Source organism: Alcanivorax sp., from assembly GCF_014762765.1.
Classification (GTDB): Bacteria; Pseudomonadota; Gammaproteobacteria; order Pseudomonadales; family Alcanivoracaceae; genus Alcanivorax.
On record NZ_JABURH010000131.1, the window covers coordinates 30,878 to 57,137 of the forward strand.

The window sequence follows — 26,260 nt, forward strand, 5'->3', positions numbered from 1 at the left end:
GCCAAAACCGGTACATGGAGAGCCAGAAAGATACCAACGGCAACCTGTAACCCGCACAGGCTGCCGCTGGAATCCCCCATTGTCTTCTTACTTACCCTGGAATCGGCGGGAAAGGCGGTTTCACATCACCATTCTGGCCCCTGTGGCGCAGGCAGTGATCCATCAGCACCAGCGCCAGCATGGCTTCGGCGATGGGGGTGGCGCGCACACCAACGCATGGATCATGCCGCCCCTTGGTAACCACTTCCACCGGCTTGCCTTGCAGATCAATACTCTTGCCGGGAATCAGAATGCTTGAGGTGGGCTTGAGTGCCATGGCCACACGGATGGTCTGACCGGAGCTGATACCCCCGAGCACGCCGCCGGCGTGGTTGCTGAGGAACCCTTCCGGAGTCATCTCGTCGCGGTGTTGTTCGCCGCGCTGGTTGACCACCGCAAAGCCGTCACCCACTTCCACACCCTTGACAGCGTTGATGGACATCATCGCTTTGGCCAGGTCCGCATCGATACGATCAAACACCGGCTCGCCCCAACCCGGCGGAACGCCATCGGCAAACACTTCCACCCGCGCACCAATGGAAGAGCCATCCTTGCGCAGGGCATTAATCAGTGCTTCCAGCTCCGGCACCTTGGCCGTGTCCGGGAAAAAGAAGGGGTTGCTGTTTACCGAGCCCCAGTCGAACTGCTCCGCTTTCACCTCACCGATCTGGGTACAACCACCGTAGATGCGAATGCCCAGCGTCTGTTCGAGGTACTTGCGGGCAATGGCCCCGGCCGCCACGCGCATGGCAGTTTCCCGAGCAGAGGAGCGACCGCCGCCCCGGTAATCGCGGAAGCCGTATTTCTGGGTATAGGTATAGTCCGCATGCCCGGGCCGGAAGGTGGTAGCGATATCGGAATAGTCCTTGGACTTCTGATCCGTGTTTTCGATCAGCAAGCCGATGGAGGTGCCGGTGGTCTTGCCCTCGAACACCCCGGAAAGGATCTTCACTTGATCCGGCTCGCGGCGCTGGGTGGTGTACTTACTGGTACCGGGCTTGCGCCGGTCCAGCTCCACCTGCAAGTCTTCCTCGCTGATTTCCAGCCCCGGCGGGCAGCCATCCACGATGGCCCCCAGTGCCAGGCCATGACTCTCACCAAAGGTGGTGATGCGAAAACGTTCACCGAAACTGTTGCCGGACATGCGGATCCTCAAAAAGCATTGGGCCATTGTTTGCCCTCTCACCCGCAAGGCGAGAGACGCGTCAGCGGCTCAGGAAGAAAACTGTTCGCGATATTCTAGCAGCTGTTGGCGGGTAAGCATGAATACCCCATGGCCGCCACGCTCGAATTCGAACCAGAAGAAAGGCACCTGCGGCCACTGATTGATCATGGCTTCCCAGCTATTACCCACCTCCACAATCAATACCCCGTGCTCGGTAAGCTGATCAGGGGCATCGAGCAGCAGGCGGCGAGTAAAGTCCAGGCCATCGTCCCCTGAAGCCAGCGCCAGCTCCGGTTCGTGGCGGTATTCATCCGGCAGGCTGGCCATATCTTGCGCATCCACGTAAGGCGGATTGGAGACAATCAGGTCGTAGGGGCCACCCACCTGGGCCAGGCCATCGGAATGCAGAGCTCTCACCTGCCCTTCCAGGCCGTGCCGGCGGATGTTGTCCTCACAGACCGCCAGGGCATCGTCACTGATATCACTACCATCCACCCGGGCATGCTCGAAGGCATAGGCACAGGCAATGGCAATACACCCGCTGCCGGTACACAGATCCAGCACCGCATGGACCTGATCCGGTTCTACCCAGGGAGTGAAGGATTGCTCGATCAGTTCCGCCAGCGGTGAGCGGGGAATCAGCACCCTCTCGTCCACGTAAAAGGGCAACCCGCAAAACCAGGCTTCATGGGTCAGGTAAGGGACCGGCACCCGCTCGTTCACACGCCGAGACAGGAGCTCCAGGTAGTCACTGACTTCAGAGGGCAACAAGCGGGCGTCAAGGATACGTGGGTCACTTTGCAGCGGCAGGGACAAGGTGTGCATCAGCAAGGCCAGCGCCTCGTCCCAGGGATCATCATTACCGTGACCAAAGAAGACCTCGCCGGCACGCAGGGCGCTCTCCCCGAAACGCAGGCAATCCCTGACTGTCTGCAGGGTGGTAACGGCTTCTTTGTGTTGTTGCGGGCTAATCACGGCATCCTCCTCGAGCAGGCGCCGAAGATTAGCACAGATTCCATGGCGAAAGCCTGCCAGAGAATAACTTGTTGGCATGCAGACAGGTATGCTCGGTTTTTCGCTGAAAATTATGTGCGTTACCGCAATGTCAGCAAAGGGAATCAGGTGCCATCATTTCCAGGAGCAACAGGATTGCGTATAAAATGCTGACACGTTGCCTATGAAAGGATAAGCATGACTGCAGTTACCGTGTCACAAGACGGCCCCTTCACCTTGGTGGATCTGAAAAACGGCACCCTGGTGGACATGCGCGTGGAGCTGTCGATCTATCGGCAGCGGCTGACCCTGTTCAATATGAATCGTCAGCGCAAGCAGCTTGCCATCTACGTAGGGCGCATCCGCGGACTGGATTTTACCGCCGCCCGATACGCCTGTGGTGAAGATTTTGAACAGATTACCGAAGCCAAGGTACTGGTGCTGGAAAGCGTCCTCAACCGTACCTTTGCCAACATGATGCTGACCCTGAACAAACCGCAGTTTCCTGTCTACGTCTGTGGCAGCCTGGCACAGGCGAAGACCTGTCTTCAGGAAAACCATCTCCCGGGGGGACAGTGAGCGCAATCTGGTTACTGAAAACCGAACCCGATACCTTTTCCATTGATGACTTGCGGGCATGCCCTGACGGCACCAGCGGCTGGGACGGGGTGCGCAACTACCAGGCCCGCAATCGGCTGCGCGACGAAATGTGCAAAGGCGATACTGTGCTGATCTATCATTCCAGTTGCCCTCAGCCTGCCATTGTCGGCGAAGCGTGTGTGGTCAGTGATCCATACCCCGACCCCAGCCAGTTTGATGCCGACTCAGCCGGGTTTGACAGTCGCAGCAGCCACGACAACCCGCGCTGGTATCAGGTAGATATTCGTTACGTGTGTAGCTATGCACAGCCTCTACTGTTAAAAAAACTGCGCCAGGACGAGGAATTTACCCACATGGAATTGGTGCTACGCCCTCGCCTGTCGGTACAGAAAGTTGCCGAACGCGAATTTCAGCGCATTCAGCAACTTTGCCAACCTGAGGACACGAGCCCCTGACGGCAAGACGAACCAGCTCGGTGCACACTGCCGCACCACTGCAATGCCACGCCCCAAACCCGGGCACACAAATACGAAGAAAGCACCACATCAACCGCCATTCTTCTTCCTGCCAGCTTGGCACAACCGTTGCACTCTCCCCTTCGTCACTATCACGAATGGGGTTCATATCATGTCACTGCGCCGCCTACCCTGGTTTCCCTTGCTGCTGCTTCCCGGCCTGGCCAGGGCGGATTCACTCAGCGCCATCGATACGGTCTGGATTGCCGTGGCCGCCGCGCTGGTGTTCTTCATGCAAGCCGGATTTGCCTTGCTGGAAAGCGGCCTGAGCCGCGCCAAGAACGCACTCAACGTGGTAATGAAAAACTACATGGACCTGTGTGTGGGCACGCTGGTGTTCTGGGGCGTGGGTTTTGGTCTTATGTTCGGCACCAGCAGTACCGGATGGTTCGGCGAGGACCAGTTCATGCTCAGTCATGCCGACGGCAATACCTGGGCCATGCTGCTGTTCCAGATCATGTTTGCAGCCACCGCTGCCACGATCGCCTCCGGTGCCATGGCAGAGCGTACCCGTTACGTGGGCTACCTGTGCGGGGCTGTGATTATCACCGGGCTGATCTATCCGCTGTACGGCCACTGGGCCTGGAACAGTGACGGCTGGCTGGCAAAACTGGGCTTCATTGATTTTGCCGGTTCCACGGTCGTGCATAGCATTGGCGGCTGGTGTGCCCTGGCCGGGGTGCTGGTGGTAGGGCCTCGGCTGGGTCGTTTCGACAGTCACGGCCAGCCACGCGCCATCCCCGGTCATAACCTGTCCTACGTAGCCTTGGGCGGTTTTATTCTCTGGTTCGGTTGGTTCGGCTTTAATGGTGGCTCCACCTTGGCGGCCAGTGTGGATATTGCCAAGGTCAACCTGAACACCCAGCTCGCCGCTGCAGCAGGTGCCGTGGGCAGTGTGGTCTACCGCATGGTCAGTCGCAGGCCGATTCTGTTGACGGAAACCGTCAACGGCAGCCTGGCCGGTCTGGTGGCGGTTACCGCCGGCTGCGCCGTAATGACACCGGGCTTTGCGGTCCTCACCGGCCTGGTTGCCGGCGCCCTGGCCGCCTTTGGAGCGAGAATGTTGCTGGCATTGCGTCTGGATGATGTGGTCGGCGCGGTGCCGGTACATGCCTTTGCCGGTGCCTGGGGCACCCTGGCCGCTGGCCTGTTCTACGATGGTGACCTGTTCAACCCGGAACGAATTACCGTACAACTGCTGGGCATCGTGGTGGCCTTTGGCTGGGCCTTCTTCGCCGCCCTGGTGATGTACATGCTGGTGTCTCTGCTTGCCGGCCTGCGGGCACCGGCTCTGCATGAACAACGGGGCCTGGACCTGAGCGAACATGCGGAAAGCGGCTACCCGGAGTTCCCCCAGAACACCCTGTACAACAGTGAACTGACCCACCCGGCGGAGTCCCGTTCATGAGTCAGGAACTGCAGCGTCGACGGCGCGCCATTGTCACCGGGCTGACGCCCTACATGAACGAACCCCTGGTACTGGAGGCGGTCAGCCTCTGGCAACAGCACTATGCCGAGCGGCCGCGTTTTTCCCTGCAGGGCTTTGTCAGCGAGCTGTGTCAGTTATTCGACCTGGGAGAGCGTCGGCATCAGATTCATATGAGCCTGGTGCAGGCCATGACCCTGTCTGAACGGGAACTGGCCGACGATCCACTGACCGACAGCGGCGAAAGCCACGCGCAGGAACACCCCTTTAGCCAGGCTTTCGAGCAGATGATGCGCTCACTGTGGGACGGCATCGGCGCCCGGGCCGCCAGCCAGCTGCGCCTGGACCTGGCCGCCCAGCTGCGCAGCAACCAGGTTGGCACGGAAATCAGGCTGACCATGGAATACTGGTTGCAATCCCCCGAACGCCCCCTGGCACCATTGGCACTGGGCGCCCTGCGTGATCAGCTGAACCGTACCTATGTGCTGCTGTGCGAACGACTTGGCCCAGTGGAAGCCGATCAACAACTGAAGGCTGCCTACCAGAAAACCCTGAGCACCCAGGTTGACCCGGCGGTACTGCGCCAGTTGCTGTGAAACGCTGCACTTCCTGCCATTACCGCCATGTGACACCACCGAGGATCAGGTAGTCTTGTAATCCTGTTCGCGCGTTGAGCCATAACAACAACAGCCGATAGGGAACACCATGAAACTACATCACCAGATCTTTATTGCCATGCTTGCCGGTGCCCTGGTCGGCAGCCTGACCAACGAGACCTCGACCCTGTTCGGGGTGCCGGTACTGGCCGGTTACGATCTGGTGGGCAGCCTGTTCATCAATGCCCTGAAAATGGTGGTGGTACCGCTGATTGTCACCGCCATCATCAACGGCATGACCAGCGTCGGTGACGGCAACAATCTGGGTCGTATGGGGCTAAAGACGGTGGCCCTGTACATGACTACCACGGTGGTCGCGGTACTGATCGGGCTGGTTACCGTCAATCTGTTCAACCCCGGTATCATCGACGGCCAGCCGGCCAGGGAACTGCTTGGTCTGGCCAGCGATACCGAGGCTGTGCTGGCCGGCATCGAAGGGCGAGGCGCCGGGGATTTCACCCAGATCCTGATGCAGATGCTACCCCCCAACCTGATCGCCGCAGCCGCCGAGGGCCAGATGCTCGGTCTGATCGTGTTCGCCCTGTTGTTCGGCTATTTTCTACGTACCGAGCGTAATGATGCCGGCCGCAGTCTACGTGATCTGATTGAGGGGATTTATCAGGTGGTGATGAAAATCACCATGCTGGTTATTCGCTTCACACCGCTGGGCGTGTTCGCCCTGATTGCCGCCACGGTGACCCGCACCGGCCTTGATGCCATTGAGCCGCTGGCCTGGTTTTTCGTTTCAGTGGTGGTCGCGCTCACCCTGCATGCCTTTGTTTTCATGCCGGCATTGGTGTTTTTCCTGGCCCGACGCTCACCGTTTCGGCACATCCAGGCCATGACACCAGCCCTGCTCACCGCTTTTTCCTCGGCCAGCTCCGCCGCCACCCTGCCATTAACCATGGAATGCGTACAAAACCGGGCCGGGGTGTCACAGCGCAGTAGCAGCTTTGTGCTGCCGCTGGGGGCCACGGTCAACATGGATGGCACCGCCCTGTACGAATGCGTGGCCGCCATGTTTATCGCCCAGGCCTATGGCATGGACCTGTCGCTGGCGACACAATTCATGATCGTGATCACCGCGGTGCTCACGTCCATCGGCGTGGCCAGTATTCCGGCCGCCTCGCTGGTGGCAATCACCGTGATACTGGCCGCCATCGGGCTGCCGGCGGAAGCCATCGGCCTGATTCTGGTCACTGACCGGCTGCTGGACATGTTCCGCACCGCCGTCAACGTGTGGGGCGACAGTGTGGTCACGGTGCTGCTGGCACGCAGCGAAGGGGAAGAACAGGTGTTGCAGAGGCCAGTAGCCGACGCAGAGAGAATGGCGCGGGCGGCAGGCGCCCACGCCGGGCAGGGTCAGACCGACAGGTGATGGTCGCGGTTGTCCCAGTCACGTTTGATGGCCACCGCCGCACTGCCAACTACCGGGACCATGGCGGCAAACGCCAGTATGGCTGGAAACAGATTTTTCCCCTGATCGGCAAGACCGGCTACCATCAGCACGGTGAACAGAACAGCCACAACCAGAGCGAAAACATCTTTGCAGAGACGAGAGATAATAGTCATGGGAAATGCTCCTCTGAACTTGTTTTAGTGAACACATGTTAACTCACAAAAAGACAAAGTCAACACCTGTTCACATTTAATCGATTTGCCGCGGAGACCCCTTGAAACATCAGCCTACCCTGCTTATCAGCAATGCCTGTTCCGAGCTTGGCCAGACCCTGGTCAGTGACGCCGCAGAGCATTTTCGGGTGGCCCTGGCAGACGCCGACGGGCAGCTCGGAAACCAGCTTTGTGCCGACCTGCACGGTAACGGCCGGGAAGCCCTTTTCCTGGACTGCCTGCCCGGCAGCGCCCGGGACCGGCAACGGGGCGTGGAGCGGGTGCTACGTCGCTGGCAGCAACTGGATACCGTGATCAACCTGCCCGCTCCGCTGACACTGGGGCCCTTTGAGGCCACCCAGGGATCCCACTGGCAGCGGGTGCTGGATGAGCAGCTGATGGATACGGTGAATCTGTGCCAGAGCGCGATCAGTGCAATGCATCGCCAGGAAGGCGGTCGCATCCTCAATGTAGTACCGGAATACGGCATTCTTGCGGGGCCTCTGGCCGCAGCCCAGAGTGCCGCCAGCGCCGCCATCGTGGCGCTGGGGGAAAGCCTGCATAGTGAATTGCACAGCAGCGGCATCCGGGTGACCACCGTGGTCATCCCACTCTATCAAGAGCAAGCCAGCAGCCTGAGTGCCACTGACCCGCTCAGCGACGCCCGCTTCCAGCGCAAGATCGCCCGCAGCCCGGTCACCCGCCAGGAACTCAGTCAGCAGATTCTGCAGGCACTCGACAATGACAGCGCCTTGCACATCGCCTCCGGCCACACCCAGGCCAAATGGCGTCGTAAACGCTGGTTCAGGAAACGCTGGGAGCGGACACTGCGGGAGTTAGGGGCGAAATATCGACGTTAGCCTGGCGCGCCAGGCATTATTTTTTTTGTGGGAAGCGATGTCTGGAAGATGCTGGCAGTGCGGCCAGCATCGCTTCCACAAGGACTTTCTGTCTGCCGTCAAGCGTTTAGCGTCAGACATCCATTCAGGCAAACTGCTCCACGTAACGCAGAGTATGTCGATAATCCCCTGCCAGCGCATCGTCGATTTTCGGCGCCACCAGATCCACCAGCTTTTTACCCACCAGTGGAACCGAGGAGGTGATTTCCACTTGGGTTTGCTGAATAGACTGGTCCTCACCGTCGGCGCTGAGCCGCATGTTGCCACTGATCTTCAACGGTACACTGCCAAGCTGAAAGCGATAGCGGGCTTGATAGCAGCCCGGCTGTTCAGTGGCTTGCCACAAAAATTCCGTCAGTAGGTCTGCCTGACTGGGCAGCAAACGTCGCGCGAATGACGGCACCTTGTCGGTGCGAATCTGGATCGGTTGGACGATCTGTATCAGCAGGCCTTCTGCGGTGTCCTGGAAGGCCTGGAACCGGTAGTCGTTCACCTTGCCCCATTCGAAACGTTGTTCGAAATAGGCCTTACTGGTGAGAATCTCATAAAGTCGGTCCACGCCGACGGGAAATTCCCGGTCAACCATTACCTTCATGCTGTCTCCTGGCCTGCCGGCGTCTGCTCAATCAATTTCAACAGGGGCGCCAGCTGGCGTTTCAAGTCCGGCAATGCATTCACCACCACACGGGTCTTGCCTGCCCGCAACAGGGTGAGTGCCTGCTCTATGGTTATCGTAGGCGTTGTCTGGGTGGTGGCCAGAGGCTCATCGGGGCCATCTCTGACCACCGCGCCGGGCCCGGCCAAGCGTGCCTTGCTCATCTGTTCATCCAATACCGTCTGTACCTGGCGGGGCATCAGCCCGGTATGCGCGGTGGGCGTATGAATGACCACCGACAGCGGCAATTGCTGTGCCCGGCCACGAAATTGAAAAGCCAGCTTTTCGCTGACCTTCAACGCCCGCTCGACAAAACGCTGGGCACCATTGGCACCGGCACTGGGCAACAGAATCGTGAACTGGGCCACGCTGCTTCTTGCCAGCGAATCTTCCTTACGTACCACTCCCCGCATCAACTGCGCCATTTTCATCAGCACCATATCGGTTCTGCGTTTACCGAGCTGTACGAAAAGTTGATTGAATTGGTAAATCTCCAGTTGCACAACCGACAGCGGAATCTGCTGACGACTGGCTAGCGCCAGCTCCTGGCGCAGGCGATGCTGCAAATAGCGACGGTTACCCAATCGGGTGAGCGGATCGATCATGGCCTGGCGAGCCAGTTCCTTGCGCTCACGCTGGTAGTGGGCATGAGCACGGGCACGGGCCAGAAGATCCGTGGAATTAAACGGCTTGCTGATAAAGTCGGTGCCACCCAGACGCAGGGCTTCGCTGCGTGTTTCCTCATCATTCTCTGCACCGGTAACGATGATCACCGGCAGGCCGGCAATGCCGTCATCCTCACTGGTGCGGATTTTTTTCAGTAACGTAAAGCCATCCATTTCCGGCATGGCCAGGTCGGAAAAGACCACGCTGATGGTCGGGTTGTGGCAGATCATTTCCCAGGCTTCGACGCCGTTTTCCGCCACTTCCACACGAAATTCCCTACCCAGCATTTTGTCTGCGGCAAGACGCATTACCTTGGAGTCATCCACAAACAGTAATACCGGTTTGTTGTTCTTATCCATGTGGGTCCATTTCCTTTTTGACCACTGACAAGGCCCCTTTCGGTCCCGGTTCCCGCCCCCGCACATAGCCATATAGCCGTGAGCGGCGCTGACAGAAATCCCCACGCGCAATGGCAGGCAGATAATGCTCGTTGAGCAAATGGCCAGGCCGATCCGAAAGGCAATAGACGGTACCGGCTGTACTGTCCAGATGGGAAAGAATGCCGATCTGCGCCAGATAATCACGCCCGTTGGCAAAGTGTTCCACATAGGGCACCGGATGACCGGCCGCAAGCGTCAGTTGCGGATCGATTTCCAGGCTGTCAGCCACCCCACCGATGCAATAGATTTCCAGCTTTTTGACCAGCTGCCGGGCGCTCGGGTGACGTAGCAGCTTGCGCACGATATAGCTGGCCACAATGGTGCCCTGTGAGTGGCAGACCAGCACTACCTGATCATTATTTTCCAGCGCCTCCACCAGGATATTCAACGCCGGGCGCGACAACTTGCCGTCCTTGCGCAGGGTGCGTGCGGTAATCGACTCGGCGACATCGCGGATCAGTCCCCAGGTAGGAGTATGGATCAGGTGAACCGGGCGGCGAAAAATCCTCGCGATCTCGCTGGCATTGAGCAGCGCCACCGGCCCGGCCGTTCCCATGCCATTGATGAAGAACCAGCGCGAAGAGCGCGCTTCATGGGTGGTCCGCGGAGGGTGGCAGGCCAGGGTGCCCTGGCTGATGGATTCTCGGGTGGCCGGCACCAGCAACTGCAAGAGCGAGAACAGGGCCTCACCGCGACTGGCGTAGGAAGACCAGGCCAGTTCCGAGCGAATACCGGGCTCCCGGCCCAGCGGCAGGACCATGCGGGGGATATCCGCAGCATGGGTCAGGCTGAGGCGCAGATCACGACGGATGGCAGAACGGTTATCTACCAGACGGCGAAGCCATTGTCGGGGACGGTGCAACATTGGGAAGCCCTGATAAGGGGTGGCGACAAATTCGCCCTAGTACAAAAGTTCCCTCTTACAGTACGTCGAAATGCGGTACTTTGCCAGTAGCAATAACGGCCAGCACCACAACTCAACTTCAGCCAAATCAGCAGCTTATTTGATCAACCTTGTGTAGAACCCGAACTTTCAAGGCTGACGGCGGTTATGTCTGACGAGCAAAATGTGCCACAAAAAAACAGGCCTGCCGTGCACAAAACGACAGACCTGACCAGGAGACACTGTGATTCTTTTCAACCAGCTATTGATGGGACTGCTTGGTCCTCAGACGAAATACATCAGCAACCACTCGGCCACCAGTGCCGGCTTGTCTTCCCCTTCAATTTCCACAGTAAAGGCAAATTTCAGCAACCACTGTCCTTCGCGCTTTTCCGTAGCATCCAGCAAGGTAGCCACCGCACGAACCCGTTTACCCTGTTTCACCGGTGCCATGAAACGCAGCTTGTCGAAGCCGTAGTTCATGGCCATTTTCATGCCTTTGGGCATCAGGAAGCCGTCAATGGAGGCTTGCAGATATGGCAGCAGCGACAGGGTTAGATAACCGTGGGCGATGGTAGTGCCGAAAGGCGTGTTCTTCGCCTGGTCTGGGTCCACATGAATGAACTGATGATCCAGAGTCGCGTCAGCAAAAGCGTTAATCCTGTCCTGATCTATCTGGAACCAATCAGACGCTCCCAGTTCCTTGCCTACGTAATCGTTCAGCGAGGCTACCTCAACCACTTTCATCGTAACGCGCTCCTTGAATGCACTTTTCTTTCAGCTTAGCGAGCCAGGACAAAGCAATACATGACCCTTTCAGGCAAGAGCTCGGACAGGTCTGGTGCTTTTGGTCAGTCAGCCGTTGTTGTCCTCAAGAAAGGCATTAATCGCCTCTGCCACGGCCTTCGGCGTTTCCATATGCAAATGATGCCGCCCCGGTAAGCGCACCACGGCGGCATCCGGCAACCAGTCCAGCCTGTGGTCAAACATGCCGTTGCCGCCCATGCCCTGCTCTCCCAGAATCAGGCAGACCGGGGCCTGAATGGCGCGGACAAATCCCTCCACCTGCTCTTCCGTAAGCCGCAACGAGGAAGTAAGCCGCAGGCGGCTATCCGCCCGCCAGGTCCAGCCATCGGTGACTGGCATCAACCCGCGTTCGCTCAACAATGCGGACGCCTCCCGGCTCAGGCCACCGAACCCACGGGTGCGTGCCTCCACGGCATCGGCGATGTCTGCATATACCGGCTTGCGCTTGTCTGCCAACGCCATCATGTCATCCAGTGACTTGCGCAGGGTGCTGGCCACCTCTTCACCGGGCGTGCTGGGCGGGCCCAACCCTTCAATCAATACCAGCCGTGAGATCCGTTCCGGAAACGCTGCGGCAAACAGGCAGGCAATGCCTGCCCCCATGGAGTGACCGACCAGAGTGAAGCGTTGCCAACCGAGCTGGTCCGCCACGGCCAGCACATCACGCACGTGATCCACCAAGTGGGTCACCACCCCGTCCGGACGGTGGTCTGAGTGACCATGGCCGGAAAAATCCAGTGCCACCATGGGTCGCTGCCATTGCGATGCCAGCGGGATATAGGACGCGGCGTTATCCAACCAGCCATGCAGGGCCAGCACCGGCTCACCCTCCCCGTCCCAGCTCAGGGCTGCCAGGGTCTGTCCGAAAACCTGAAATTTCTCCTCTTTTGCAGCCATTAACCCGCCTCCCCTTGTTGTACCATTTGCAGGGTCTCGCGAAACAAGGCCAGGGTCTGCTCGGGCTTCTCCAACGGGTACATATGCGACCCTTCAGCAATACGATGAAGCATGCCGTGACGGCGCACATGACGGCGGGCGCTGTCGAGAAACGGCGATGGCGACCCCTTGCCGGTGATGATCGCCCCCGGCACTTTCAGCCTGGGCATGCGTGTGGCGGACGTCGGGGTATGTCGAAAAATGGCCACTTCCACCTCAGGCCGAAAACGCAATCGCCAGCCTCCCTGCCAAGGCTCCAGCCCGGCTCGCAGGTAATCTGCCAGACAACGTGGATCAAAGGCCCGGAACAGGCCACGGGAAGAAAAATAGCTCTCCACAGCCTCCCAATTCGGCCAGTAATCCAGCCGGCCCTTGCTCTTACCCGCCGGGGTCACCCGATCAATCATGCCGGTCAGTTTTGCCGCGTGCATCATCACCCCGTGCCAACCATTCATCATTGGCGGGTCAAGCATGATCAGCGCGGAAAACCATTCCGGTCTACGCTGGGCCACCAGATACATGACCACTGAGCCCAGCGAGTGGCCAGCACCGACAATGGGCTTGGCCAGGGATTCAAGCCTGGCTTCCAGCTCCAGGCTGAGACTGTGCCAGTCCGCATCCACCGGATACGCCGGGTTATGACCAAGGCGATCGATGATGGTGACATCGAATTCGTCCACCAGCGGCGCCAGGAAGGTGTCATAACTGTGACCGGGAATACCATTGGCATGGGCGAAGACCAGCGTCTGGCGACCGGCTGAAACTGCTGACATGGTGTCTCCCTGAGTTGGGCATGAAAACAAAAGAGACATCATAGCGGTATCTGTTCACCCCGGACCATGTCCGAAAACGCCATAGGGTTGCCTGCCTTCGTCATCTTTTGTTGGTGTACAATGCCGCCATTAAGGAGGCCTCATGACCCTGATTTCATTCAACATCAATGGCATTCGCGCCCGTCTGCACCAGCTGCAGGCAGTCATCGATAAATATCAACCGGCCATGATCGGCCTGCAGGAAACCAAGGTTCACGACCCGGAGTTTCCCGAACAGGCGGTCCGCGACATGGGCTATCACCCCTATTATTTCGGGCAGAAAGGACACTACGGGGTGGCGTTGATAACCCATGAGCCTCTGGAATCAGTGCAGTACGGCTTCCCTACCGACGCTGAAGACGCTCAGCGACGCATGATCATCGGTACCCTTCGCCATACCGATGGCTCTGCCATTACCGTGCTGAATGGTTATTTCCCCCAAGGGGAAAACCGGGAACACCCGATCAAGTTTCCCGCCAAGGAAAAGTTCTATCAGGATCTGCAGGACTATCTGACTAACCATCATCAGCCCAACGATCAGGTGGCTGTGATGGGAGATTTCAACATTTCCTCCACCGATAGGGATATCGGAATCGGCGAGGCCAACCGAAAACGCTGGCTGCGCGAAGGCAAAACCAGCTTCTTGCCGGAAGAGCGTGAATGGTGGCAGCGTCTGATTGACTGGGGACTGACTGACACCTTCCGGCACCAGAATCCGGAAACCGATGACATCTTTTCCTGGTTCGATTATCGCTCCCGGGGATTTGAGCGAGAGCCCCGCCGGGGGCTGCGCATTGATACGGTGCTGGCCACCCCGCCGTTGCTGGATAAACTCGACTCTACCGGCGTGGACTACGAGCTGCGCGGCATGGAAAAGCCCTCTGATCATTGCCCGGTGTGGGCACGGTTTCGCGGCTGATCCATGAAAATCAAACTGCATCCGGAAAAGCTCAAGCTCAACCTGGACACGGCCGGTTTTGTTATCGATCTGTTGATGATTGCCCTGGTGATCCTCAATCTGGGGCTTATCCTGTTTGACTGGCTCTTCCAGGTGCCGCCCGTGCAGGAGTTCCTGGCGGGAATAACGCCGGCGTTCCATGCGTTCTACCGCGACACCATCCACAGCAACTTCCTGTTCTATGACCTTTGTTTTGTCGCCGTTTACCTGACCGAATTCATGATCCGCTGGGTTGTCGCTATTGCCCGTGGCACCTACCACCGCTGGTTCTTTTACCCCTTTGCCCACTGGTATGACCTGCTCGGCTGTATCCCGGTGGGCAGTTTCCGCTGGTTGCGGATTCTGCGTGTGGTTGGCCTGGTCATGCGTCTGCAGCGCATGGGTATTATCGACCTGTCACAAACCTGGCTGGGCCAGACTATCCTCAAGTATTACGGCATCGTGGTAGAGGAAGTCTCCGACCGGGTAGTGATCAATGTACTGAGCGGCGCTCAGCGGGAAATCGGCGGCGGTAGCCCGCTACTGCATCGCATCGAATCCCAGGTATTGGCTCCACGCCAGGACAAGCTGGTTAGCTTTATCGCCACCCGAATCGCCGACGCCACCCAGAAGAGCCATGGTCAGTATCGTGACCAGCTGGCGGAATATTTCGCTCATCTTACCGACGAGTCACTGACCCGCACCCAGGCGGGTAAACGGCTGGCGGCAATCCCGGTGGCCGGGCCACGGGCCATTGCCCTGCTCGGCGAGGCTGTCCGCGAAACCGGTACCGCCTTCGTGGACCAACTGGTGGATGACCTGGCTTCACCGGCCAATCGGCCACAACTGGAGCAGCTTCTGCACGATCTGATTGGCGCTGCCAAAGGCGAAGGGGAGCAGCTGGATCAGTTGATCCGCGACACCTTGCTGGATGTGCTGGAACAGGTAAAAGCCCAGATGGCCGTGCAACAATGGAAGCTGGAAGAGCAAGACGGCCACGAAAAAAGTTGATAACATCGACTAGGACTAAAGTCTCAGCACATACGCCAACCGGATCACATCATGAGCGCCACCACCGATTCCAGTGACGACAATCTGCAGCTACCCCGCTCCCGCATTCTGCTGGTGGATGACACCCCGCAGAATCTGGTCGCCCTTGAGGTAGTGCTGGAAGATATGGACTGTGATCTGGACAGCGTCACCAGCGGCAATGCGGCGCTGGCCAAGCTGCTCAAGGAAGATTACGCCCTGGTGCTCCTGGATGTACAAATGCCGGAAATGGATGGTTTCGAGGTAGCCGGCATCATGCGCTCGCACCAGCGCACTCAGAATGTGCCTATCATTTTTGTGACTGCGATCTCGAAAGAAACCCGCTTTGTGCAACAAGGTTATCGCAGTGGTGCCGTAGACTATCTGTTCAAGCCCATTGATCCGCAACTTTTGCAGAGCAAGGTCAGTTTTTTCCTGAGCCTTGATCAACAGAAAAAGCGACTGGAAGCGAAACTGGCCCAGGCCCGTCGCTCCGAAGCGGAAATGAAAGCGCTTTACGGCGAACCACCCGAGTAAATCTCCGGGCCCGACAACAACAAACGGTCAGGACGACCTGAATAACAGCATGGCCATTAGACTCCCCGGATACCGCATTACCGAACGCCTTGGCAAAGGTGGCATGGCCCATGTCTTTCTCGCCACCCAGCACTCCTTCGAGCGTCAGGTTGCGATCAAGATTCTTACCCCTTCCCTTGCCCTGGATCCAAGTTTTGCCGAGCGCTTCATGCAAGAGGCCCGCACCGTAGCCAGCCTCAATCACCCCCATATCGTGCCGGTCTACGACGTGGGCGAGCATGAGGGCTATTACTATCTCAGCATGGAATATGTCACCGGCGGCAGCCTGAAGCAGCGCATCCGCAATGGCATGGAACCCAGAGAGGCAGAAACCGTTTTACGGCAACTGGCCGGTGCCCTGAACTACGCCGGCCAGCACGGCTTCATTCACCGAGACGTTAAACCGGACAATGTGCTGTTCCGTGCCGACGGGTCGGCACTGTTGATGGATTTCGGCATCGCCGCCAACATGCTGCGCGATACCAGCGTCACCAGCACGAACAGCATCATGGGCACGCCCAAGTACATGAGCCCGGAACAGCATCGTTCCCAGCCGCTGACACCGCAGTCCGATCTCTACTCCCTGGGCTGCGTGTTCTACGAAATGCTCACCGGACAACCGCCCTATCAGGGCGACGATGCCCAATCCATGGCACAAGCCCATTTGGACGATCCCATCCCCCTGCTGCCATCAAAACTGCGTCATTACCAACCCTTGCTGCGCCAATTACTGGCCAAGGCACCGGCAGACCGACCGGAAAGCGGCGCCGCCATTACCGACGCCCTGGATAATCTGGAATCACCGGACCATTACACCCGGGAACGGGCCCGTTATCGCCCCCAGGAAACTGGCATCAACTCCCCTCTGGCCCCACGCCTGCGGCTGAAGGAAAGCAAGGCCGGAATGAGCTGGCGGGGCAACCTCTACCAGTATGACATCTACCTGGTAGCCGACGACTTCGAGCAATTTCAGTCTCACTTCCCGGTACTGCGCTCCGCCCTCCAGGACTGGCACCGGCAACGAGGCTCACGCTGCAAGGGCGTCACCATCAAGGCGACCCTGCACCCCTGGATCAGTGGCCGGGTTAAGCAATATCTCAAGGAGCTCCGCCAGTCCGAAGGGCTGGAATTTCTAGGCCGGCTTCCGATTTTACTGAACCTGGTCGCCGCCGATGGCCAGCCCATTGAAAGGCTGGCTTGGGAGCCGGAATCCTGACCAGGATAAAATTCTGCAAGGGTCCATTTTCCACAAAATCACTGAGCTCACCCTTCTTTATCCTGGTGAACCCGGCAATAAAAACCGGATTGTGGTGGAATCAAAGCTGAGTATGACAGACATAAAAAAAGCACCAACATAGGTTGGTGCCCGAGGATCTGCCTAAGTTGATGCGATGCAAGGAGACATCGCATCCCCCCCTTAGGGTGGTTCCGATGACACCTTCAGGAGTCTGCCATGCGTTCAAGTGCCATCAGGGCCAGATTAGGGCAATCACAAATACCCTGACCAGCACTCAACGGCGAACGGTGCAGAAAGCGTTATCAGGGGTAGGATTCGTCGGATCAGCGGCCGGCAACGGCCTCTCCCGGGCTGCGCAACCACAAAAGGCGGGCACCGCCTGCGGCAGCCACATCCACATCCAGGCAGGCAACTGTTCCCACATTGAAGCCAATGCGTTCTGCAGAACTGGTCCAGCTAGCTGTGAATTGGGCCACCAGCGGCATGTGACTGACCAGCACGGTATTCTCGGCGGGGGGATTAGCAAGCAGCCAGTCGAAGAGCTGCTCAGGGTGTGCGTCCGGCACCAACTGTTCGCAGGTCACACGAGGCAGACCACCATAGACCTGCTCGATGCAGTCTGCCGTCTGCTGGGCACGCACATAGGGGCTGGCGATAAGTGCAGAGACGGTAATGCCATTGCTGCGCATAAGCTGCCAGTGAGCCAACAGCGCTGCTCTGCCGGTTTCGGTCAGCGGGCGCAGCGCATCGGTAGGCGCCTGGGAGACCGCCTGCCCATGCCGGCTAAGATAAAGCCTCACAGCCCGGTTCCCGCCAGTTGAAACTCCACGTCGTGCTTGTACTCCCCACTCATGAGTTGCTGGATAACCAGTTCCAGCGGCTGGCCATGGTAGACGATCTGGTACAACGCCGTGGCCAAGGGCATATAGACCCCCAGCTCGGCGGCCTTGTCGGCCACCAGCTTGATAGTGTTGATGCCTTCCGCGGTCTGCCCGAGGCTTTCCACCGCCTCTTCCAGGGTCTTGCCCTGGCCAAGCTGGAAACCGACCTGATAGTTACGAGACAGTGAAGAGCTACAGGTGGCGATCAAATCTCCTACTCCTGACAGGCCAAGGAACGTCATCGGATTAGCACCAAGCTCCACGGCAAAGCGGCTCATTTCTGCCAGAGCGCGGGTGATCATGAAGCTGCGGCTATTTTCGCCCACACCGATGGCCGCAGCCATACCGGACGCCACCGCATAGATATTTTTCAGGGCACCGCCCAGCTCCACGCCGTAGATATCCGGGTTGTCATAGACGCGAAAATAATCGCAGCTAAGCGCCGTCTGTACTACCTGGCACAGCTCCTCATCCGGGCTTGCCACCACGGTTCCACTGAACTTCTGCTCAACGATTTCCTTGGCCAGATTGGGGCCGCTGAGCGCGCCGATACGGGCATGGGGCCACTCCTGCTGCAGCACTTCGCTCATCAGCAGAAAACCCTCGGAATAGATACCCTTGGTACAACTGATTACCAGAGTATCCGCTGGCACCCATTCTCTGGCCTGCCGGAGAACCTCCACAAACGCCTTGCTTGGTATGGCCACAAACACCAGGGACGCCTGATCCAGTGCCTCCTCCAGGTTGTCTGTGGCGTTCACTCCGGCGGGCAATTCTGCGCCGGGCAGATAGCGGCTGTTCTCGCGATCCAGATTAATCGCTGCAGCAGTTTCCGGGTCACGCACCCAGATATTTACCCGGTGACCATTGGCGGCCAGTATGCTGGCCATGGCGGTACCAAAACTGCCACCGCCCAGAATTGTTGCGTTATGTCTTTCCTGCTCCATACGGAACACCTTGTATAGCAGCTTTTGAGGCATCATAAGCGCCCCCCGTCAGGGATACAACGCGGCAGGGCAGTTAACCGTCAACAGTGAATCATTAACAGCTACGCTCAGAATTATTGTCATATCAGAACCACAAGAGGCCGCGCCAAAATAGGGGCGCGGCCTCTTGTGGTTGAAAACACAGCACCCTTATCGCGCCGCGTTAACCAGCCATTGTTAGCTGACTGCCTTTACCAGCATTCCCTGAAGGCGTCGTGCGGTGGCCGCCGGATCTTTAGGGAGCTGCCCTTCCGCCAACATGGCCTGATCAAGCAACAGCGCGGCCAGGTCGTCGAAACGTTCGCCCTCTTCCATCCCGGCCAACGCCTGCAACAGGGCGTGGCTCAGATTCACCTCCAGCACCGGCTTGTTTTCCGGCGCCGGTTGCCCTGCAGCTTCCAGCATGCGGCGCATCTGTGGCCCCAACTGGTCTTCGGCCAACACCAGGCAGGCCGGGGAATCCACCAGACGAGAGGTGGCCCGCACGGTTTCCACCCGTTCTGCCAGCGTGCTGCCAAGACGGCCGATCAGGGGATTATCGTTATCGGCCTTATCCTCCTCTTCGCCCAGATCCAGCTCGCCACGAGCCGCATTAACCAGCTTCACGTCCTTGTAGCTTTCCAGGTAGCTGACCATCCACTCATCCACAGGATCACTGAGCAACAGGACTTCGATGCCCTTCTTGCGAAAGACTTCCAGATGAGGGCTGTTCTCTGCCGCTGACGGGCTGTCAGCCAACAGATAATAAATCTTGTCCTGGTCTGCCGACTTGTTCTCCAGGTAGTGATCCAGGGACGTGGTCACCTTGCCCGGCTGATTGCTACTGGCAAAGCGTAACAGGGCGGCAACCGCTTCCTGATTGTCCCGGTCTTCGCCGATACCTTCCTTGATCACCTGGCCAAACTGGGACCAGAAGGTGGCGTATTTTTCCTCATCATTGCCCAGTTTTTTGAGCATCTGCAGCACCCGTTTGGTCAGCGCTGCACGGATTTTCTGTACCGGGCCGTAGTCCTGCAACAGCTCCCGGCTCACGTTCAGTGGCAGATTTGGAGCATCAATCACACCCTTGATAAAACGCAGGTACTGGGGCAGAAACTGCTCTGCGTCGTCCATGATAAAGACACGCTGCACATAGAGCTTAAGGCCACGATTGGCTTCCCGGTGATACAGATCAAAGGGCGCCCGGGCTGGAATATAAAGCAGGCTGGTATATTCCAGCTTGCCCTCAACCTTGTTGTGGCTCCAGCTCAGCGCATCCTGAAAATCATGGCTGATGTGCTTGTAGAAATTCTGATACTCCTCGTCAGTGATCTCCTGACGGGGCCGCTGCCACAGGGCCGTGGCGGAATTGAGGGTTTCTGTTTTTTCCTCTTCGTCACCTTCTGCCGGGGTGACAAGCGTGATCGGAAACGCCACATGGTCCGAGTACTGGTGCACCACCTGACGGAGTTTGAAGTCATCCAGAAACTCCCTGGCATCCTTGCGCAGATGCAGAATCACCGCCGTGCCCTGCTCTGCCCGGTCAATGGTCTCAACGGTAAACTCACCCTGGCCATCGCTTTCCCAGCGAACACCGGCAGACGCATCGGTACCCGCCTTGCGGCTTTCCACGGTTACCCGATCCGCGACAATGAACGCGGAATAGAAGCCCACGCCAAACTGACCGATAAGCTGGGCATCTTTCTTCTGATCACCACTGAGCGAAGCCAGGAATTTTTCGGTGCCAGAACGGGCGATGGTACCCAGGTTCTCGATCACCTCTTCCTCGTTCATGCCGATACCGTTATCGGCGATGGTGAGGGTGCCCGCGTCCTTGTCAATGCGCAGGCTGATAGCCGGGTCGCTCCCTGACTCAAGCAGCGACGGCTCGTCCAGTGCCTTGAAACGCAGTTTGTCACAGGCATCGGAGGCGTTGGAGATCAATTCACGAAGAAAAATTTCCCGGTTGCTATACAGGGAATGAATCATCAGGTGCAGCAGGCGGGATACTTCCGCCTGAAAACCATGGGTTTGTTTTTCTGCAGACACGGCCGACTCCTCTGGGTTTAATCACCGGGGAGTAATAGGGGCAGCCGTGTTTTTTTCAAGGGGGAGGAACAGGGATCAGCGCTTGATCTGATGGGCCAGGGCCGACCTCAGATCCGGAAAGCGGAACACGAAGCCCTGCTGCTCCAGGCGCCGGGGGTAGACCCGCTGCCCGCCAAGCAGAATCTCTGACTGCTCACCCAGGCCGGCACGCAGGGCCACTGAGGGTACTCGCAGAAAAGCCGGCCGCTTGACCGCACTGGCCAAGGATCGATGGAACTCACGCTGGGTAACAGGTGCCGGTGCCGTGGCATTGAACACGCCATCAATCCCCGGGGTTTCCACCGCCCGCACCAGAATCGCCACCATGTCGTCGATGTGTATCCAGCTCAACCACTGGCTACCATCGCCCAGCATGGCACCAAACCCGAGTCGGTACAGCGGTAGCAACTTGCCAAGCATGCCACCATCACGCCCCAACACAATGCCGGTACGCACCAGGCACAAGCGCACTCCCTGACGGGATACAGGCCGGGCCGATTGCTCCCAGGCATCGCAGAGCAGATAACCGAAATCACGCTTGCGGGCTGCGCTGTCCTCAGTCAGCTCCGCATTACCGGCATCCCCGTAAAAGCCCACCGCCGAGCCGGATACCATCACCGCCGGCTTGCGCTGCAACCTGGACACCAGCCCCACCAGCGCCTGAGTAACGCCTATACGAGAATCAAACAGCACTTTTTTGCGACGTTCCGTCCAGCGCCCGGAAAACAGACTTTCACCGGCCAGGTTGATGATGCCGTCGATGGGCTCGTCATCGGCAATATCGTCCAGGGATGAAACGATACGGGTTTCCTCCGGCAACAGCTTGACTGCCCGCCGCGGACGGCGGCTGAGCACAATCAGCTCATGCCCGTGAGCCGCCAGTCTCCGGCACAGGTGTTGCCCGATAAATCCACTGCCTCCGGTAATCAGTATCTTCAACGCGCTGCCTCAACCTTTTGAATGCTGTTCATGTCATAGAAGTATTCGATGTTGCCTGCTCCCACCGCCACACTCAAGGTCAAATGATCGTCGCTGACCGCCTGCAGGATCCCTGTGCGGGTAACAACGTCACTGGCGGTGATGGTGACAGATTTGCCAACCAGGGCACGAAGCTCCTTCAGTCTCGCAGAAATTTCCTCTACGGGCTCCTCAGCCCTGCCGGGTTGCTCCGACTGGGTAACAGGGGACTCACTCTCATACACAACCCCGGCCTCATTGTCTGCCTCACCCTCAGAGAGCAGGTCAATACGCTGTCCAGTAGACAACGTCAGTGATTTAAGCTCCTCTGCGGACACACTACGCTCCACATTGCCACTACCCACATTCATCACCAGCCAAAGGCGATCGCCACTGACGCGGCGCAATACCCCGTCAAGCTGACGGCCGCTCTGGGTTTCCAGCAGCACATTCCTGTCCACATAGGCCACCAGCTCCGGGAAGGTCTTCTCCAACGGCGGCAACGTCTGTGCCTCTTCTGGCGTCGCTTTCTCGAACACCGGTGATCTCAGGGTTGCAGTGCCCTCTCGCGGCTCAGTGATAACCCGGGTTTCCATTGACCCCGGGACCACGGCCCAGCCCACTTCGCTTTTCTCCAGGCGCACATGCCGTTGCTCCACCGCACCGTTGGTCAGTACCACCCGGGACATTACCTGACCGCTGGCCTCTGCACGTCTCAGCTGAACATGCTCAGCCTGCACAGATTCAAGGACCCCTTCCGGGAACTGGGTTGCCAGATAATCTTCGGCCACGTACGCCAGGGTATCATCGTGGTCGAAGTGCAAATCGACAATACCGTTACGATAGCGGAGATGATTGGAATACGCCGTGAAGTCACCTACCAGAAAGCTTTTGAAACTGTCTGGCATGACCAGCACCATTGAACCGGAAAGCTGATCGGTATCCAGTGGCGCCAGTGCCAGCTCCATGCGATAGCCGCCGGAAAAAATGCGGGTTTCCGGGTAGTCCTGCCCATCCGGTTTCCAGGATAAGTGCACAACAGGCGCACCTTCATCAGAAGGGTTCACCAGCATTGTACGTCGCTCGGTTATCTTTTTCGGATCCCAGCCCAACAGGATGCGTACTTCCAGCTCGGGAAGGAAACCTTCACCCTGGCTGGCAGTCAGCACACCATCGATCAGTGCGACCCTGTCATATCGGAATTTTTTTCCGTGCAGGCGACCGGACAGGGCTTTCCCCTGCCCCTCCACCACCAATAACGCTGCCTCTTCAGAGGTCACAAAGGCGGTACTGGACGCCATGTTATCGCCCCTCAACACCTGGCCGGCCTGGCCCGCCAGATTCTCACGGGGAGCCAGCTCCAGTGGGTTCTGACCGGTTGCCAGGAACAGGGCAATACCGACTGCCGCGGTCAGCAAGGAAGCAACGCGCCCCAGCGCCCACCAGCGATATTCTTCCCAGTGTTGCTGCACCTGACCCAGGCTTGCCAGTGGAACCAGAAAAAACAGGGCGCTGTGCCCCCGGCTGCCGGCCTCGTGCATCAGGCCGAGGGTACAGATGATAAGCCCACTTACCCCGATTATGATCAGCAGTTCTGCCATCTTCTTATTCTCTCAACAGATGAGTCTCTCAACGGAGCGTTGAATCAGCTTCAGTGAAGCGTGTGCCGGCACGTTCTCCCTCAGGTTGACCTCTCAATGCCAGCCATTGCCATACAATCCTGCACTAAGTGACTCGAAAGCGAGCGGTTCTTAGCGGCACAGCCCGTCGAGACGTTCCCCCAAAGAGGCTCTGCGGGCTCCGGACGAAAAGGTTTTCCCAATGACCCCACTTTACAAAGCCGGGCCCGGGCATTCCAGCACTTAAGTGACTGATTTTGCTATCCGGCAGCCAGGCATGACCTCCATCACACTCCGCGTTGCCACAACCGGCTACAGCGGCAGCCGGCGCCGCCGGACGCTCTCGTCACCACCACTTATCATCGGAAATAAAAAAAAACTTGTACGGGGGAAAATCAGGATATATACAGGCGCTGAGGAGGTCAGGAAACCGGAGCCCCGGACCTGACTAGCCGATTAACAGGTTGTTTGAGGAGGTCAGACACAGGAGGCCACCATGAGTAACCATCGTAATGAGCAAGACCTTGATTCGGAAGATCTGCTGATGAACGAAGATTTCGATATCCTGGATGACGACACCGGTGATGAAGAGCAGGAAGAGCGCAGCGCACGTTCCCGCTCTTTCAATATGGACATGCGCCATCGCATCGAGGATCGTTTGGAGGAACGTCGCCTGAAAAAGGAACTCAATGAATACGAGTTCTTCAACCTGGACGACGACATTCTTCACTAACAAAAAAGGCCGGCATTTTGCCGGCCTTTTTTGTATCAGCGCTGGTTTTGATTACCAGCCTGTCGCTTCTTTAACAGCCTTGCCAATTTCAGCAGGATTACGCACGGTTTTCACACCCGCCGCTTCCAGGGCTGCAAACTTCTCGTCCGCCGTGCCCTTGCCGCCGGCAATGATAGCGCCGGCATGGCCCATACGCTTGCCTGGAGGCGCGGTTACCCCGGCGATATAGCTCACCACCGGCTTGGTCACGTGCTCTTTGATGTAGGCTGCTGCTTCATCTTCCGCGGTGCCACCGATCTCGCCGACCATGACAATGGCTTCGGTCTGGGGATCATTCTGGAACAATTCCAGGGCATCAATAAAGGTGGTACCCGGAATCGGGTCACCGCCAATGCCGATACAGGTGGACTGACCAAAACCCAGTTTGGTGGTCTGGTTAACCGCTTCATAGGTGAGGGTACCGGAGCGGGATACGATACCCACCTTGCCTGGCTGGTGAATGTGACCGGGCATGATACCGATCTTGCACTCACCGGGGGTGATCACACCCGGGCAGTTGGGGCCGATCAGGCGCACACCGCCCTTGCGGGTGATGTATTCCTTCACGTACAGCATATCCAGCGCCGGGATGCCTTCGGTGATGCAGACGATCAGCTCGATGCCCGCATCAGCGGCTTCCAGGATGGAGTCCTTGCAGAACGGCGCCGGCACGTAGATAACACTGGCAGTGGCGCCTGTTTCGGCAACCGCCTCGGCCACAGTGTTGAACACCGGCAGACCCAAATGCGTCTGGCCGCCCTTTCCCGGGGTCACACCACCCACCATCTTGGTACCGTATTCGATAGCCTGCTCGGAATGGAAGGTGCCCTGGCTGCCGGTGAAACCCTGGCAGATCACTTTGGTGTTCTTGTCGATCAGTACGCTCATGCGGCACCTCCCACTGCTTTCACTACCTGCTCGGCAGCATCATCAAAACTTTGCGCGGCGATAATGTTCATGCCGCTTTCTGCCAGCTTCTGGGAGCCCAGCTCCGCGTTGTTACCTTCCAGACGAACGACCACCGGCACGGTGACACCCACCTCTTCCACGGCACCGATGATGCCCTCGGCAATCAGGTCGCAACGGACAATACCGCCGAAGATGTTCACCAACACGCCTTTCACCTGATCATCAGAGAGAATGATCTTGAAGGCTTCGGTAACTCGCTCCTTGGTGGCACCGCCACCCACGTCCAGGAAGTTGGCCGGCGCACCGCCTTTCAGCTTCACCAGATCCATGGTGCCCATGGCCAGGCCGGCACCATTAACCATGCAACCAATGTTGCCGTCCAGGGCCACATAGTTCAGGTCCCACTCGGCCGCACGGCGCTCGCGCTCGTCTTCCTGGCTGGGATCTTCCAGGGCCTTGATGTCCGGGTGGCGGTACAGCGCAGAGCCATCCACGTTGATCTTGGCGTCCAGGCAATGCAGATCGCCCTGATCAGTGATCACCAGGGGGTTCACTTCGATCAGTGCCAGATCCTTGTCTTCAAACAGCTTGGCCAGCCCCACAAAGATCTTGGCAAACTGGCCTACCTGCTTGCCTTCCAGGCCAAGCTTGAAGGCGATCTCACGGGCCTGATAGGGCTGTGCGCCAACCAGCGGATCCACTTCTGCCTTGAGGATTTTTTCCGGGGTTTCTTCCGCAACGGTTTCAATGTCCACGCCACCTTCGGTGGAGGCCATGAACACAACGCGCCGGGAGGCACGGTCAAACACGGCACTCAGGTACAGTTCCTTGGCGATGTCGGTGCAGGTTTCCACCAGGATCTTGGAGACCGGCTGGCCATGCTCATCGGTCTGGAACGTGACCAGGTTTTTACCCAGCCACTTTTTGGCAAACTCCGCCGCTTCTTCCGGGCTGTTCACCAGTTTCACGCCACCGGCCTTACCCCGGCCACCGGCGTGTACCTGGGCTTTTACCACCCACTTTTCACCACCAATTTCTTTGGTTTTGGCTGCGACCTCTTCCGGAGTATCGCAGGCGAAACCGGTAGAAACTGGCAGACCATAATCAGCAAAAAGCTGCTTTGACTGATATTCATGGAGATTCATGCCAATACTTCCATATCAATGAATGAGTGGCGCCCGTCAGGA

At 58.1% G+C, this 26,260-nt stretch carries 27 protein-coding genes; 11 read left to right on the forward strand and 16 right to left on the reverse strand.

Annotation, left to right across the window (positions count from 1 at the left end):
* Positions 1-91: 91 nt before the first annotated feature.
* Positions 92-1,183, reverse strand: coding sequence for a chorismate synthase (aroC, locus tag HUJ17_RS09095; RefSeq protein ID WP_290510391.1), 1,092 nt, complete (start codon positions 1,181-1,183; stop codon positions 92-94).
* A 69-nt stretch (positions 1,184-1,252) separates the two neighbouring features.
* Positions 1,253-2,179: a 50S ribosomal protein L3 N(5)-glutamine methyltransferase gene (gene prmB, locus HUJ17_RS09100; RefSeq protein WP_290510392.1), complete on the reverse strand. Its 927-nt coding sequence runs from the start codon at positions 2,177-2,179 to the stop codon at positions 1,253-1,255.
* A 216-nt stretch (positions 2,180-2,395) separates the two neighbouring features.
* On the opposite strand from prmB, the gene HUJ17_RS09105 reads away from it, so the two are divergent.
* The 5 genes from HUJ17_RS09105 (at position 2,396) to HUJ17_RS09125 (ending at position 6,772) form a co-directional block, all read left to right on the forward strand.
* Positions 2,396-2,776, forward strand: a complete 381-nt coding sequence (locus HUJ17_RS09105) for a hypothetical protein (protein ID WP_290510393.1) — start codon at positions 2,396-2,398, stop codon at positions 2,774-2,776.
* Complete coding sequence (locus tag HUJ17_RS09110; RefSeq protein ID WP_290510394.1) at positions 2,773-3,252, forward strand: EVE domain-containing protein; 480 nt, start codon at positions 2,773-2,775, stop codon at positions 3,250-3,252. The genes HUJ17_RS09105 and HUJ17_RS09110 overlap by 4 nt, the downstream gene beginning before the upstream one ends.
* A gap of 172 nt (positions 3,253-3,424) precedes the next feature.
* Entirely contained in the window at positions 3,425-4,720 is a 1,296-nt protein-coding gene (locus HUJ17_RS09115; RefSeq protein ID WP_290510395.1) for an ammonium transporter, read from the forward strand.
* A complete protein-coding gene (locus tag HUJ17_RS09120; RefSeq protein ID WP_290510396.1) occupies positions 4,717-5,334 on the forward strand; it encodes a hypothetical protein in 618 nt (205 codons plus the stop codon). Before HUJ17_RS09115 ends, HUJ17_RS09120 begins: the two co-directional genes overlap by 4 nt.
* A 109-nt stretch (positions 5,335-5,443) precedes the next feature.
* Complete coding sequence (locus HUJ17_RS09125; RefSeq protein WP_290510397.1) at positions 5,444-6,772, forward strand: dicarboxylate/amino acid:cation symporter; 1,329 nt, start codon at positions 5,444-5,446, stop codon at positions 6,770-6,772.
* On the opposite strand, the gene HUJ17_RS09130 is transcribed toward HUJ17_RS09125, so the two are convergent.
* The gene (locus HUJ17_RS09130) at positions 6,757-6,966 is read right to left on the reverse strand and encodes a hypothetical protein (protein ID WP_290510398.1); all 210 of its coding nucleotides are present in this window, start codon (positions 6,964-6,966) and stop codon (positions 6,757-6,759) included. The genes HUJ17_RS09125 and HUJ17_RS09130 overlap by 16 nt on opposite strands.
* A gap of 101 nt (positions 6,967-7,067) precedes the next feature.
* On the opposite strand from HUJ17_RS09130, the gene HUJ17_RS09135 reads away from it, so the two are divergent.
* Positions 7,068-7,865 carry an SDR family NAD(P)-dependent oxidoreductase gene (locus HUJ17_RS09135; protein ID WP_290510399.1) on the forward strand — a complete coding sequence of 266 codons (798 nt, stop codon included), beginning with the start codon at positions 7,068-7,070 and terminating at the stop codon, positions 7,863-7,865.
* 124 nt (positions 7,866-7,989) lie between these two features.
* Here HUJ17_RS09135 and HUJ17_RS09140 read toward each other — a convergent pair whose 3' ends face one another.
* The 6 genes from HUJ17_RS09140 to HUJ17_RS09165 form a co-directional block, all read right to left on the reverse strand.
* Positions 7,990-8,499, reverse strand: a complete 510-nt coding sequence (locus HUJ17_RS09140; protein WP_290510400.1) for a DUF2505 domain-containing protein — start codon at positions 8,497-8,499, stop codon at positions 7,990-7,992.
* Positions 8,496-9,584, reverse strand: coding sequence for a diguanylate cyclase (locus HUJ17_RS09145; protein ID WP_290510401.1), 1,089 nt, complete (start codon positions 9,582-9,584; stop codon positions 8,496-8,498). Before HUJ17_RS09145 ends, HUJ17_RS09140 begins: the two co-directional genes overlap by 4 nt.
* Positions 9,577-10,530, reverse strand: a complete 954-nt coding sequence (locus HUJ17_RS09150) for a hypothetical protein (protein WP_290510402.1) — start codon at positions 10,528-10,530, stop codon at positions 9,577-9,579. Before HUJ17_RS09150 ends, HUJ17_RS09145 begins: the two co-directional genes overlap by 8 nt.
* A 303-nt stretch (positions 10,531-10,833) precedes the next feature.
* Positions 10,834-11,295, reverse strand: a complete 462-nt coding sequence (locus tag HUJ17_RS09155; protein ID WP_290510403.1) for a MaoC family dehydratase — start codon at positions 11,293-11,295, stop codon at positions 10,834-10,836.
* A 108-nt stretch (positions 11,296-11,403) separates the two neighbouring features.
* A complete protein-coding gene (locus tag HUJ17_RS09160) occupies positions 11,404-12,252 on the reverse strand; it encodes an alpha/beta hydrolase (RefSeq protein WP_290510404.1) in 849 nt (282 codons plus the stop codon).
* A complete protein-coding gene (locus tag HUJ17_RS09165) occupies positions 12,252-13,064 on the reverse strand; it encodes an alpha/beta hydrolase (RefSeq protein WP_290510405.1) in 813 nt (270 codons plus the stop codon). The genes HUJ17_RS09160 and HUJ17_RS09165 overlap by 1 nt, the downstream gene beginning before the upstream one ends.
* 142 nt (positions 13,065-13,206) lie before the next feature.
* Between HUJ17_RS09165 and xthA the strand changes: the two genes are divergently transcribed.
* The 4 genes from xthA to HUJ17_RS09185 are packed head-to-tail and all read left to right on the forward strand — an operon-like array spanning position 13,207 to position 16,861.
* Entirely contained in the window at positions 13,207-14,022 is an 816-nt protein-coding gene (xthA, locus tag HUJ17_RS09170; protein ID WP_290510406.1) for an exodeoxyribonuclease III, read from the forward strand.
* A gap of 3 nt (positions 14,023-14,025) precedes the next feature.
* Positions 14,026-15,051 (forward strand): ion transporter, encoded by a 1,026-nt coding sequence (locus HUJ17_RS09175; RefSeq protein WP_290510407.1) that lies wholly within the window; start codon positions 14,026-14,028, stop codon positions 15,049-15,051.
* Between the two features lie 51 nt (positions 15,052-15,102).
* Positions 15,103-15,606 (forward strand): response regulator, encoded by a 504-nt coding sequence (locus tag HUJ17_RS09180; RefSeq protein ID WP_290510408.1) that lies wholly within the window; start codon positions 15,103-15,105, stop codon positions 15,604-15,606.
* Between the two features lie 49 nt (positions 15,607-15,655).
* Positions 15,656-16,861, forward strand: a complete 1,206-nt coding sequence (locus HUJ17_RS09185) for a serine/threonine-protein kinase (RefSeq protein WP_290510409.1) — start codon at positions 15,656-15,658, stop codon at positions 16,859-16,861.
* Positions 16,862-17,205: 344 nt separating this feature from the next.
* On the opposite strand, the gene sixA is transcribed toward HUJ17_RS09185, so the two are convergent.
* The 5 genes from sixA to HUJ17_RS09210 form a co-directional block, all read right to left on the reverse strand.
* Positions 17,206-17,682: a phosphohistidine phosphatase SixA gene (gene sixA / locus HUJ17_RS09190; RefSeq protein WP_290510410.1), complete on the reverse strand. Its 477-nt coding sequence runs from the start codon at positions 17,680-17,682 to the stop codon at positions 17,206-17,208.
* The gene (locus HUJ17_RS09195; RefSeq protein WP_290510433.1) at positions 17,679-18,710 is read right to left on the reverse strand and encodes an NAD(P)H-dependent glycerol-3-phosphate dehydrogenase; all 1,032 of its coding nucleotides are present in this window, start codon (positions 18,708-18,710) and stop codon (positions 17,679-17,681) included. Before HUJ17_RS09195 ends, sixA begins: the two co-directional genes overlap by 4 nt.
* A 216-nt stretch (positions 18,711-18,926) precedes the next feature.
* On the reverse strand, positions 18,927-20,777 hold the full coding sequence (gene htpG / locus HUJ17_RS09200) for a molecular chaperone HtpG (RefSeq protein WP_290510411.1): 1,851 nt from the start codon (positions 20,775-20,777) through the stop codon (positions 18,927-18,929).
* A gap of 75 nt (positions 20,778-20,852) precedes the next feature.
* A complete protein-coding gene (locus tag HUJ17_RS09205) occupies positions 20,853-21,755 on the reverse strand; it encodes a TIGR01777 family oxidoreductase (RefSeq protein WP_290510412.1) in 903 nt (300 codons plus the stop codon).
* Positions 21,752-23,374, reverse strand: a complete 1,623-nt coding sequence (locus HUJ17_RS09210) for a hypothetical protein (protein ID WP_290510413.1) — start codon at positions 23,372-23,374, stop codon at positions 21,752-21,754. The genes HUJ17_RS09205 and HUJ17_RS09210 overlap by 4 nt, the downstream gene beginning before the upstream one ends.
* Positions 23,375-23,888: 514 nt before the next feature.
* Between HUJ17_RS09210 and HUJ17_RS09215 the strand changes: the two genes are divergently transcribed.
* Complete coding sequence (locus tag HUJ17_RS09215; RefSeq protein WP_290510414.1) at positions 23,889-24,125, forward strand: PA3496 family putative envelope integrity protein; 237 nt, start codon at positions 23,889-23,891, stop codon at positions 24,123-24,125.
* Between the two features lie 51 nt (positions 24,126-24,176).
* Here the strand turns inward: HUJ17_RS09215 and sucD are convergent, their stop codons facing one another.
* Positions 24,177-25,052, reverse strand: coding sequence for a succinate--CoA ligase subunit alpha (gene sucD / locus HUJ17_RS09220; protein ID WP_290510415.1), 876 nt, complete (start codon positions 25,050-25,052; stop codon positions 24,177-24,179).
* A complete protein-coding gene (gene sucC / locus HUJ17_RS09225) occupies positions 25,049-26,218 on the reverse strand; it encodes an ADP-forming succinate--CoA ligase subunit beta (RefSeq protein WP_290510416.1) in 1,170 nt (389 codons plus the stop codon). Before sucC ends, sucD begins: the two co-directional genes overlap by 4 nt.
* Positions 26,219-26,260: the final 42 nt, after the last annotated feature.

What these genes read in the sequence shown, in the direction of transcription:
- aroC (WP_290510391.1), bottom strand. Translation starts at nt 1,183, where the DNA reads ATGTCCGGCAACAGTTTCGGTGAACGTTTTCGCATCACCACCTTTGGT.
- HUJ17_RS09105 (WP_290510393.1), top strand. Translation starts at nt 2,396, where the DNA reads ATGACTGCAGTTACCGTGTCACAAGACGGCCCCTTCACCTTGGTGGAT.
- HUJ17_RS09115 (WP_290510395.1), top strand. Translation starts at nt 3,425, where the DNA reads ATGTCACTGCGCCGCCTACCCTGGTTTCCCTTGCTGCTGCTTCCCGGC.
- HUJ17_RS09120 (WP_290510396.1), top strand. Translation starts at nt 4,717, where the DNA reads ATGAGTCAGGAACTGCAGCGTCGACGGCGCGCCATTGTCACCGGGCTG.
- HUJ17_RS09125 (WP_290510397.1), top strand. Translation starts at nt 5,444, where the DNA reads ATGAAACTACATCACCAGATCTTTATTGCCATGCTTGCCGGTGCCCTG.
- HUJ17_RS09130 (WP_290510398.1), bottom strand. Translation starts at nt 6,966, where the DNA reads ATGACTATTATCTCTCGTCTCTGCAAAGATGTTTTCGCTCTGGTTGTG.
- HUJ17_RS09140 (WP_290510400.1), bottom strand. Translation starts at nt 8,499, where the DNA reads ATGAAGGTAATGGTTGACCGGGAATTTCCCGTCGGCGTGGACCGACTT.
- HUJ17_RS09145 (WP_290510401.1), bottom strand. Translation starts at nt 9,584, where the DNA reads ATGGATAAGAACAACAAACCGGTATTACTGTTTGTGGATGACTCCAAG.
- HUJ17_RS09150 (WP_290510402.1), bottom strand. Translation starts at nt 10,530, where the DNA reads ATGTTGCACCGTCCCCGACAATGGCTTCGCCGTCTGGTAGATAACCGT.
- HUJ17_RS09155 (WP_290510403.1), bottom strand. Translation starts at nt 11,295, where the DNA reads ATGAAAGTGGTTGAGGTAGCCTCGCTGAACGATTACGTAGGCAAGGAA.
- HUJ17_RS09160 (WP_290510404.1), bottom strand. Translation starts at nt 12,252, where the DNA reads ATGGCTGCAAAAGAGGAGAAATTTCAGGTTTTCGGACAGACCCTGGCA.
- HUJ17_RS09165 (WP_290510405.1), bottom strand. Translation starts at nt 13,064, where the DNA reads ATGTCAGCAGTTTCAGCCGGTCGCCAGACGCTGGTCTTCGCCCATGCC.
- xthA (WP_290510406.1), top strand. Translation starts at nt 13,207, where the DNA reads ATGACCCTGATTTCATTCAACATCAATGGCATTCGCGCCCGTCTGCAC.
- HUJ17_RS09175 (WP_290510407.1), top strand. Translation starts at nt 14,026, where the DNA reads ATGAAAATCAAACTGCATCCGGAAAAGCTCAAGCTCAACCTGGACACG.
- HUJ17_RS09180 (WP_290510408.1), top strand. Translation starts at nt 15,103, where the DNA reads ATGAGCGCCACCACCGATTCCAGTGACGACAATCTGCAGCTACCCCGC.
- HUJ17_RS09185 (WP_290510409.1), top strand. Translation starts at nt 15,656, where the DNA reads ATGGCCATTAGACTCCCCGGATACCGCATTACCGAACGCCTTGGCAAA.
- HUJ17_RS09195 (WP_290510433.1), bottom strand. Translation starts at nt 18,710, where the DNA reads ATGGAGCAGGAAAGACATAACGCAACAATTCTGGGCGGTGGCAGTTTT.
- HUJ17_RS09210 (WP_290510413.1), bottom strand. Translation starts at nt 23,374, where the DNA reads ATGGCAGAACTGCTGATCATAATCGGGGTAAGTGGGCTTATCATCTGT.
- HUJ17_RS09215 (WP_290510414.1), top strand. Translation starts at nt 23,889, where the DNA reads ATGAGTAACCATCGTAATGAGCAAGACCTTGATTCGGAAGATCTGCTG.
- sucD (WP_290510415.1), bottom strand. Translation starts at nt 25,052, where the DNA reads ATGAGCGTACTGATCGACAAGAACACCAAAGTGATCTGCCAGGGTTTC.
- sucC (WP_290510416.1), bottom strand. Translation starts at nt 26,218, where the DNA reads ATGAATCTCCATGAATATCAGTCAAAGCAGCTTTTTGCTGATTATGGT.